Raw genomic sequence first — 9,258 nt, 5'->3', positions numbered from 1 at the left:
TACAATCGCCAACTGGTTGAAGCGATGATCAAAGTGAAGGCGCTAAATAAGATCAACACCCTTGGTCTGCCTAAATATCAGTAAGTTAAGTGAATTTGTTAGAGAGTTGCATTTGATCAACAAGGCCCTTCAGACATTGAAGTATGTAAAGCTGCGTATTTACCTGTTTCTTGCTTTTTATTGAATATTTCAATCACCTCTCTACATGATGACTGTAAAAAGGCAGTATCTTCTGGCTGAAATAGCTGCTCTTTTGCAACTATGTTATTACAAATAAACAAACAGCTTGTAATAACTACACTTTGAACTAATTTTCTCATACTAAAAACTTCCCTGTTAATCTATCCCACTACGCTTGCTGATTCGGATTTTTCAGGTGTTCCTGCACTAAAAGCGTCTTCAGCTTTCTCTTTTGATTGTTTGTCCTTTTTTAGATAAAAAGGAGGCAGTGGAGTTCCTGCATAGATTGCCGCAATTATAACCAACATCGATAAAAACGACTCAAAATCAGCATGCCTATCTAGAATTTCAACTCCCAGTACACCTTGCTCTGCTAACTCTAAAATCAAATAGATTGCATAAAAAAACATATACAAAAGCTCTGCAAAAGCGATAACAAACACAAAGCGTTTTATAGCTGCCCATTTTGACCATTTCAAATTAATGCAGCGATTATAAAAACGCCAAATCACTGCTGTTAAGAGTATAAAAAGACCTAACTCTACCAAGTCTAAATCAGATAAACCGGCATCATACTCAAAGAAAGAAAAAGGTATCAACAGCAAGCTAGAAATTGCAATCAGGCTTAAAACTATATATAGAAAAACAACTGTAAAACCACAGGCAAAATGCCCAAGTAAAATATCAACTGTATTTAGAAATGACTTCATTTTCATCCTTGACTATGTTTAGTAAAAACTGTTTTTAAAGAAATTACCTTAAAAATAATAGTTTACACTGTGTATTAAAACTAGAACCAATCATCTGATTTTCCTCTGAAAATTTTCAAAATTGTTTAAGGCATCAAATGCTGTGAAAACACTCCAACCATGTTTTCTTAAGATATTTGAATTATTCATATTAATAAGTACTGCTACTTTACGTCTTGGCCAGCATAGATCGATTGACACAAATTCTTCTTTATCCTGTATAACAATCCCTAACTCAGCACCAGGTAACCTAGTTGACTGGCATTTTTGAAGAAGGCCATCCAAAGCTGAATCAGCACATTTTCGTAAGTTGTCGTAATCAAACACATCAAACTTATGTTGCTCTCGTCTTAACTGGTTAATTTTCAGAATATCTGTGTTACTTACATATATATGATCATGGTGTGGTTGTTTTTTATGACAATCGGCACAAAGTACCCTTAAATTTTCTCGTTCATTATCAGCTTTAATTCCATTGATATGATGAGTATGCAAAAGTCTTTTCTCAGATTTAAGGTCAACGCCGCATTGCTCACACGTGTAATTTAAATCACTTCTTAACTTAGCTGAGATTGATGGCCAATCGGGGGTATAATCAGCTGTATTTTTTTTACTGTTTACTGGCAAACTTTTGAAGTAGGAACTATAAACTTCGAAAAATTGTTCGAACGAAAAATTATTAAATACTTGGTTCTTAACCTGTTGACTTTGGGTAGAATACCCCTTGTAGTTAAGAATTTTTAAGCAGTTTTTACATACACCTAAATCAGCCTCTCCCTCTGTATTATGCCCTCCTCTGTAGCTTGAGCCAAATACAGGAAAGAAACCATCAACGCGATTAATTACATCGTAACGTTTAAACCTACCTGTTTCTCGCATCAACTCAAGAGTAGAGCACTCTGCGACATGGATACGCCGCCCTAATTTACCATTAGACAATACAGCTTCAATGTCATCGCCTTGATCAGGTATGTAAAGCATAACTTGATGGCCATCATAGTTTAATACACCATTTGACCCATCAATTTCATCTAACTGTATATCTTTACCTAAAATCATACCTTGATTTAGATGGCTGCCAATGCTTTCGAGTTCAGAAGCATCACTGACAATTGAAAAGTCTGTAACCACTTGCCCTAAGGGTGCAACAGCTCTATGTAATGCACTGAAGTCAACGGTTAGCTTCATTACTGCGCCTCCAGTATCCGTTTTATTTGAATATCAGCATTAGTAATAGCCCTAAAAGATACACGCCTTGACCTTGCAGCATCTTCTACTCCATTCTCTTTAATCAAGCGTGAAGATGAAAAACCAACTGCTGCGATATTAGCTTTAATCCAATCAGATTCATTAGGCATAAGAGCATAACCATACTCTAATACAGAACGTGTTCGTCCCTGAGATAATCGCATATTGTAAAAATATGCCTGCGCTTCTGTAGAACCTCTTAAACCAACACTTGAAGTATGACCCTCAATACGAATTTCATCTAAAGAGTCTCTAAACGGGGCAAGCACGTTGATATATCGAGGGAAAAAGTCGTTTAATATTTCTTTATATGCGTCACTTAGTCTAGTCTCATTATTAGCAAATAAAACATCAGGAGATTGAAAGTTGAACGCTAACGTTTCTTTGTCTATTGTTGCTCCCCACTTATCAAGGTCTTTTTCAAATTCGCTTTCTAGAGCTTCATATATAGCAACTTGGTTCTGTTGGTAAGCAACCGCAACATCTTTAATCTTGTCGTTTTCTTTTTGAGTTATCATCATAAAAACAATAGCTATAAACAAGAATACAACCATTAAACCAGCCATCAAATCTGATACAGTTAACCAATGATCACCACTATCTTGTGAGTTGTTTTGAGAGCCAAATATCTTTTCCATTACATTACTCGCTGACTTACAACTTCATTCATCGCTTTAGTTAGCTTAATATAATCATCAACAAATTTACCGCTTACCTGTGCAAGTGCCTTACCCATTTCATTCATTACACGGTTTATTTCTTGCTGCATCGCAGTATCAATAAGTTTTAGTTGTGAGTCTACGGCTTCACCAGTCATACCAACCTGCTTTTTAACCTCATTCTCCATTGCATCAAAGGTACGTTTAGCTTGATTAATTTGCTGTGTCGCAGCGTCATCAATCACTTCATTAAGGCGTTGCTGAAGTTTTTCTGCAGACTTAACTACAGTGTCACGCACCTGCTCTGTATCTGTCACAAGGTTTTGATTAGCTTGCTTCATAGTTGAAGTAATATCTTTAGCATCATCGACTAGTTTTTCAATCATGTCTCGCATATTGTTATTTAAGTCAGTCACCGTATCTTGTAAGTGCTGCTTAATTACTTCAGTTTGCGACTGTAAATGATCAGATGTTGTCTTTAAGCTTTCGTTGGTTCGAGCTGTATTATCTGTAAACTCATTACCTGCAGTTTGAATTTCTTTACCAATCTTGTCTGAGCTTTCAATCAAACGCTCACCAACACTATTAATGCCTTTCTCTGTTTCATGAGCAAACTTGTCTAATAAATCATTAGATGTCTGAACATGAGTTTTTATGTAATCGTCTGATTGCGTAAGAAGGGTTTTATAATGGTCACTCGCTGTTGTTACAGCAGCCGATATATCGTTTACTGTAGCTTCGACTTGCTTTTGAATTTGCGGGACGGCTTCAACAGCTTTGTCGCGCATATCTTTAAAGGCCTCTAGGTGGCGTTCGAGCTCAGCTAATTGATGCTGATTAACTTCCATAACACCTTTTAGTTCACCCATTGATTGAGGAATTATTTGGCTTTGCTCACTAATATGAGCAACAGATGATTCAGTAGCAGAAATAGAAGCAACACCATGAGCGTATTGGTCACTCATTTCTTTAAGCTGAACTTTATAGTTTTCTTGCCATTCAACTAGTTTAATTACCGCTTCATTTAATTGTTTAAAGTTATCACCAAACTGCTCTGTTAAGTTGTTATTAAAATCACTAATCACCTGTTTTAATGCTTCAATAACTTGCTCTGTAGCTGACTTTGATAAAGTATCTGCAAAGTCTTGTAGTTTAAGCCATAGCTTTTCACTAAACGCCTCAAAGTTCTCTTGTTGTTTTACTGCTTGTTCTTGGGCAATTTTTATCGATGTTTTTGCATTGTCATTAATATCACCACGTAGTATTTTTAATTGACCAAACAGTGTCGACTCCTCATTACCAACAATCGCCTCTTTTAAAACTTTTGTTTCTGCAACCTGTGCTTGCATAGCACCTAATATCGCCTCAGGTGTTGCGTGTGAAATACTTTCTTCTAGTTTTTTAGGTTTTAAGAACGAAAACGTAGACAGTGTTTTAAACACTAAAGATAAAAATATACCTGCTAGACTTGTAATAAATGCAGTTTTCAAGCCAGCTAGCAACAACGGAATACTGGCTTCTATGTCACTTTGGTTAAATTCTAATAAACCAAGAACTATACCTAAAAAAGTACCGAATATACCCATAGTTGTTAATAGTGTTGGAACAAACTGAACAAACTCAATTTGTTTAGCTTTTTTGGTATAAAACAAACCTAAGCCAAAAACAAAAAGCATTAAAATTAAAACAACACCACTAACAACGTTTGTATCAAAACCGCGCAGTAAACTTTCTAGTATATTCATCTGATTTATCTTTTGTACTTCTTAATTTAATTAACAACCACTTTGAAACCTCAAAGCAGAAAACACGCAAGAATGGCGAAATTATAAAGAGATACAAAATCAATAGTGGGGATATGGCAGTATTGCTCGGCTTTTATCCATAAAATCTTTAGTTCCCTTTAGCCATCCACAACTAAAATAAATCAAAACTTTAGTCGTACCGAGATAGTATATAAACCAGCTGTGATAAGCAAAAAAATGATGACAAACAACTAAAAAAGCAGGTTATATGACCAAACTTTAAGCTTAAATTCAGCAACCTTTACTATTCAGTAAATATAATCCATTAATTATCAGCCGTGTTGTCAACTAACTCTGACTTATCAATATCAAAAGGTAGTACTTTGAGTGTAAGACCGTTATCAAAAATAAAATCAGGCAACGGACTTAAAAACTGTGGGGTCATAGGGTAAATAAGCCAAATCACAGGGGGTTCTGATTCACCCTTTTGGTAAGTTTGGTTATAAGCCAGCATCTGGTATATGTCACTTTCACTTATTCCATACTTTTTGTTCGGGAAGTTTTCATCAATCACCTTCCACTTCGTATCACCAATAATTAATTTATCTGGTGCCTTGATATGTAAGTCAGGTCTTAATTGGAAAAGTTCTTTTTCGTTGTTGGCCCCGTATTTGACTAAATTTTTACTGCGATTTTGTGTGTTAATTACATATCCTTTTTCTTTAAACTGCTTTTTCAAACAGAGCGGTACGTAATCTTCAAACACGCGTTCCATAGGAAATAATATAGACAACATACTTTTAGAACCATTTACCGATGTAGGGCTTTGATCTTTAAAAATCATCTCGATCCATGGTCTAATCGCTTCATAGTGAGACAAATGCCTGCCTCGTTGCCAAGAATTTAAATCCTGCCATATAGCTTTTGAGCTTGTTACATCTTCAAAGTGAAATAGTAATTCCCTGCAAAGGTGTTGCGTTTTTGCTGTCACGCGCTTAAGCGACCAGAGCAAAGCACTTTTAATTAATCGGTTTTCAGGGCGATTAGTTGTCAACTCATCAAAGGCTATAAAGTGATGATGTTTATTAACTAAGTTATGCCTGATTTGCTGGCTAGCTAGTATTCTACCTTTAATAAAAGGCTCATTGCTCTCGTGCGTTTCATACTGTCTTGCCACACCACGCTTAATTAATAAGCTTACCTCTTGCAAAAACAATTGTATGAATACATCAAGTAACGGCATTTTAGCCATATCTAACGATGCATTGTCAGCAACTTTACCAGGTAAATACTGTGTTGCCTTTAACATTTTTATGAGGTTGGAGCGATTCCTGCTGATACTTTCATCACTCTCAGCATGTATGCTTTTCCGATGCGTTTTAGGCAATATTTCAATTTGGTCGCCACAAGGTAAGCAAATTACACCCACGTAGTTTTGGCAAACTAATACCTCTTGTCGCTTTTCAAAGCCATACCTAAATAACTTATCGTGGTCTGCTTCACTGCAAGTTAACAGCTGTTTGAGCGCTTCAAATTGAGAGTGTTCTAGGTTTAAATGATCACCCTCACATTTAGTAATATTACTTTTATACAAGCGAGAAAACTCATAAACAGACCATGTACGCATAAACCTTCCTTAGTTTTGCTCTTGTCCAGAAAAAAGCGCGGCAAAATTTTTGCCATCAATACTTTGATAAACTGCTGTATAGTTCTCAATCTCGTCAAAAGCTTTAGGATCTACAAAGTAAGACTTTGCTGCATACTCATTTGCGTCACCAAGCCAAGTTGTATGAGCATCTTTAAGCTCTGAAACAAATCCGTTACCGTTAAATACTTGCTTAATTTTATCCCAATCTTCAAAAAAGTATTCTTCCAGTAGCGGCATGATGTTAGCGATAAAGACTTGTTTAAGACCTGTCAAATTACTTACATTCATTAATAAAGCGTGGCCAATAATGTGCTCTCTATCTAATAAAAGTTCTATACGTTTATTAATCGTGAATAACAACTTTCTTACATCAATACCATCTACATTATCCTTTAGTAAGGAGTAGTCAGTTCTCAGCTCTTTAAACTCAAACCGGCGTCTTAACGCTATATCTATATGAGTTAAAGAACGGTCAGCCGTATTCATTGTGCCAATAATATCGAGATTGCTAGGTACCGAAAAAGGTAAATTTGAGTAAGGCAAAGTAACTGTAAGTTCGTGCCTTTCACCAGCACGTTTATCTATTTCAATAAGACTTATCAACTCACCAAATATCTTACTAATATTGCCTCTGTTAATTTCATCAATTACTAACGCATATTGATGGCTAGGGTCAGCTTCAGCACGCTTACATAAGCGCTTTAAAATACCAGGTTTTACAACGTAACTTATGTCACCATCGTCGTTAGTAACTGGCCTTAAACCCTCAATAAACTCCTCATATCCATAAGATTGGTGAAAAGTAACAAACTCAAAGCGCTTTATTTCGTCCTCAACAGGAGGGCCTGCCTTAAGCTCATTTAATTGTTCTCTAAAACCAACAATTAATTCATGTTCTTTATCAACAATAGTCCACTTACTATCTGTATTTTTATCAAAAATTAGTGGTTCAATACGCTTGGCATACTTAACAGTTTTTGAATCTTGAATTGCATGAGTTTGCAAGGCTGCCCACGCTGTCTGACGTATGTTGGCAGTTCTACCATTTAGCGCTAACTTCTTTGTAAAATACTCATGGTTCACAATTTCTGTCACTGAAACTTCTTCATCTATGTCAAGCAAAATAAGAGTAATGATTTCAAACCAACTTAATTCACTCAATTTATTATTAAGCCAAACTTCAGGCTCTTCAGAAGTTCCTGTTTCTGTATATTGTTCTTTTAAAAGCTTTTGAAGGGTATAAGTTTTACCAGTACCAGGTGGGCCGTAGTAAATAAGGTTTACTGCTTTTTGTTCTGCTTGGTTTTGTTCAGTAGACATTGAAAGATCCCTTTCATCTTCGTCAATATATAAACTTTCATCATCACTTTCTTGTTTTAGCCTTTCAAAAAGCCACCAAATGAATGTATTAAAAACTAGCTCATTTTCAGGTTCGTCTACCTTACTTTTAATTTTTTCGGTAACAACCTGATTTAACTCAGCCCAATTCCAACTAACATTAATTCCAAGATCAAAAGTATCATTTAAGTATTTCGTAAAAGCTCTTAAACCATCAATATTCAAAATCGTGTTGTACTTTTTAGGGTCAACAGCTGCAAAAACCCTGTGTATTACACCACGCTTGATGGTTTTAAACTTTCCTTCTTTCTTAGCTTCATCAGCCCATTCATAAACTTTCTTTAATGTATTTGAGCTAGGTTCCTTAAAAATTAAGGCTGTGATCTTTGGTAAATCGTCTATCAATTTTTGATATTCTTCGTTACTTAAAGTGCCTGGTTTAGCACTCGCAATTCCATTAGATTCAGGCTTCCATAGCTTATTTATAAAATTTGCGGCAAAGTCAGTTTCATCAACACCTAAATTGTTTTTCACTTCTTCAGTAAATTGTTGATAAGCAGTAATCCACTCTTTATCAGGATCTTTAAGGTAATCAATATATAAGTCATTGATAGATTGTTGCTGTATAACATCAGAAATACCGTAATCAAACTTAGAGTTAACAAAGCGAATAACTTTTTCAGTGCCCGCTTTACTCCATTGATTACTAACATATACTTTTGAAGTATCAGAAAGCGTTAGAGCTTCATCATCCGCTTCGAAAAAACGTTTCCTAGTATCTTTACTTCCTTCTTTCTTTTTTGCTAGTTCAAGAGGTGTTATAAACAGTGACCTTCTATCCTTTTCTATCTCAGAGAAGCTCTGCTTAAGCTGTTCATAATTAGGGTTATTTTCTCTTACGAACTTTTTCATGATAGCTAGGACAAGTCTTGATTTTCCTAGCTGTTTTCCATCAAAGTTGTACTTGTTATAGGTTGGCATAAAATTCCTTTTCTTAAGTCATGTGTCTGAGAATATCTAATGAAATATCAATGTTTCTATCCGTAAAGCTTCATAAATTTCAGCTTAAGCGTTCAAATAGCTCAGATGTAATTGTTTAAGTAATAGACTATCAATTACGGCATGCGTTTTGTACGTGAAACGTCAATATATTATCACTCTTAGATTTTAAAACAGAAATCTACTAATTAATAAAAATTAATTCAAATCAAAGAGCTAAACCTCTACAATGATAGTGTGGCTATATTAAAAAAATTACAGTAGCAAAATTTGCTTATTAGCATTTTAGAAGTTCAATTTAATTATGTGGGCTTTATTAATTCATAGAATTTTTACAGTAATAATTTAAGTTTCAAGAGCAATAACTGTTTTAACTATGTTCTACTAAAGAAAAGTGTATGCTATTGTACACAAAGCAATCAAAACTCCTTTAAAATTCTTGCTTTAGAAGGATACTATGACTAGAAAACAACACTCAAAAATCGATAAGCCAGTATAGTGTATCACTAATGATAAAAAGGAATTTAGAATGCTAGCTTGCATTTCAGCTTCAGACTTGTCCCATGTAATCAAAAAATAAATTAAGAGTAGCGCAAAAATAGACAATGACTAACAACAACTTCTCTTCAACAGCTGCGTTTTTATGGTCAGTTGCCGATCTTCTCCGTGGCGACTTCAAGCAATCTCAATAT

7 protein-coding genes are annotated in these 9,258 nt (G+C 35.1%); all 7 read right to left on the bottom strand.

The window, feature by feature from the left end; genetic code table 11:
* Positions 1-116: 116 nt before the first annotated feature.
* Complete coding sequence (locus L1272_RS22145) at positions 117-320, bottom strand: hypothetical protein (protein WP_235374306.1); 204 nt, start codon at positions 318-320, stop codon at positions 117-119.
* Between the two features lie 21 nt (positions 321-341).
* Positions 342-890: a hypothetical protein gene (locus L1272_RS22140; protein WP_235374305.1), complete on the bottom strand. Its 549-nt coding sequence runs from the start codon at positions 888-890 to the stop codon at positions 342-344.
* A gap of 90 nt (positions 891-980) precedes the next feature.
* Positions 981-2,117: an HNH endonuclease gene (locus L1272_RS22135; protein WP_175082097.1), complete on the bottom strand. Its 1,137-nt coding sequence runs from the start codon at positions 2,115-2,117 to the stop codon at positions 981-983.
* Entirely contained in the window at positions 2,117-2,815 is a 699-nt protein-coding gene (locus tag L1272_RS22130; protein ID WP_235374304.1) for an OmpA family protein, read from the bottom strand. The genes L1272_RS22135 and L1272_RS22130 overlap by 1 nt, the downstream gene beginning before the upstream one ends.
* The gene (locus L1272_RS22125) at positions 2,815-4,581 is read right to left on the bottom strand and encodes a hypothetical protein (protein ID WP_235374303.1); all 1,767 of its coding nucleotides are present in this window, start codon (positions 4,579-4,581) and stop codon (positions 2,815-2,817) included. Before L1272_RS22125 ends, L1272_RS22130 begins: the two co-directional genes overlap by 1 nt.
* Before the next feature lie 325 nt (positions 4,582-4,906).
* The gene (locus L1272_RS22120; RefSeq protein WP_235374302.1) at positions 4,907-6,208 is read right to left on the bottom strand and encodes an McrC family protein; all 1,302 of its coding nucleotides are present in this window, start codon (positions 6,206-6,208) and stop codon (positions 4,907-4,909) included.
* A 9-nt stretch (positions 6,209-6,217) separates the two neighbouring features.
* Positions 6,218-8,548 (bottom strand): McrB family protein, encoded by a 2,331-nt coding sequence (locus tag L1272_RS22115; RefSeq protein ID WP_235374301.1) that lies wholly within the window; start codon positions 8,546-8,548, stop codon positions 6,218-6,220.
* Positions 8,549-9,258 lie beyond the last annotated feature (710 nt).

The organism is Pseudoalteromonas sp. PAST1, from assembly GCF_021532515.1.
Classification (GTDB): Bacteria; Pseudomonadota; Gammaproteobacteria; order Enterobacterales; family Alteromonadaceae; genus Pseudoalteromonas; species Pseudoalteromonas simplex.
Note: the sequence above shows the minus strand (reverse complement) of the source record. Positions and strands in the feature narration are given on the sequence as shown.

Coding starts and splice junctions, on each gene's coding strand:
- L1272_RS22145 (WP_235374306.1), bottom strand. CDS start 320: ATGAGAAAATTAGTTCAAAGTGTAGTTATTACAAGCTGTTTGTTTATT.
- L1272_RS22140 (WP_235374305.1), bottom strand. CDS start 890: ATGAAGTCATTTCTAAATACAGTTGATATTTTACTTGGGCATTTTGCC.
- L1272_RS22135 (WP_175082097.1), bottom strand. CDS start 2,117: ATGAAGCTAACCGTTGACTTCAGTGCATTACATAGAGCTGTTGCACCC.
- L1272_RS22130 (WP_235374304.1), bottom strand. CDS start 2,815: ATGGAAAAGATATTTGGCTCTCAAAACAACTCACAAGATAGTGGTGAT.
- L1272_RS22125 (WP_235374303.1), bottom strand. CDS start 4,581: ATGAATATACTAGAAAGTTTACTGCGCGGTTTTGATACAAACGTTGTT.
- L1272_RS22120 (WP_235374302.1), bottom strand. CDS start 6,208: ATGCGTACATGGTCTGTTTATGAGTTTTCTCGCTTGTATAAAAGTAAT.
- L1272_RS22115 (WP_235374301.1), bottom strand. CDS start 8,548: ATGCCAACCTATAACAAGTACAACTTTGATGGAAAACAGCTAGGAAAA.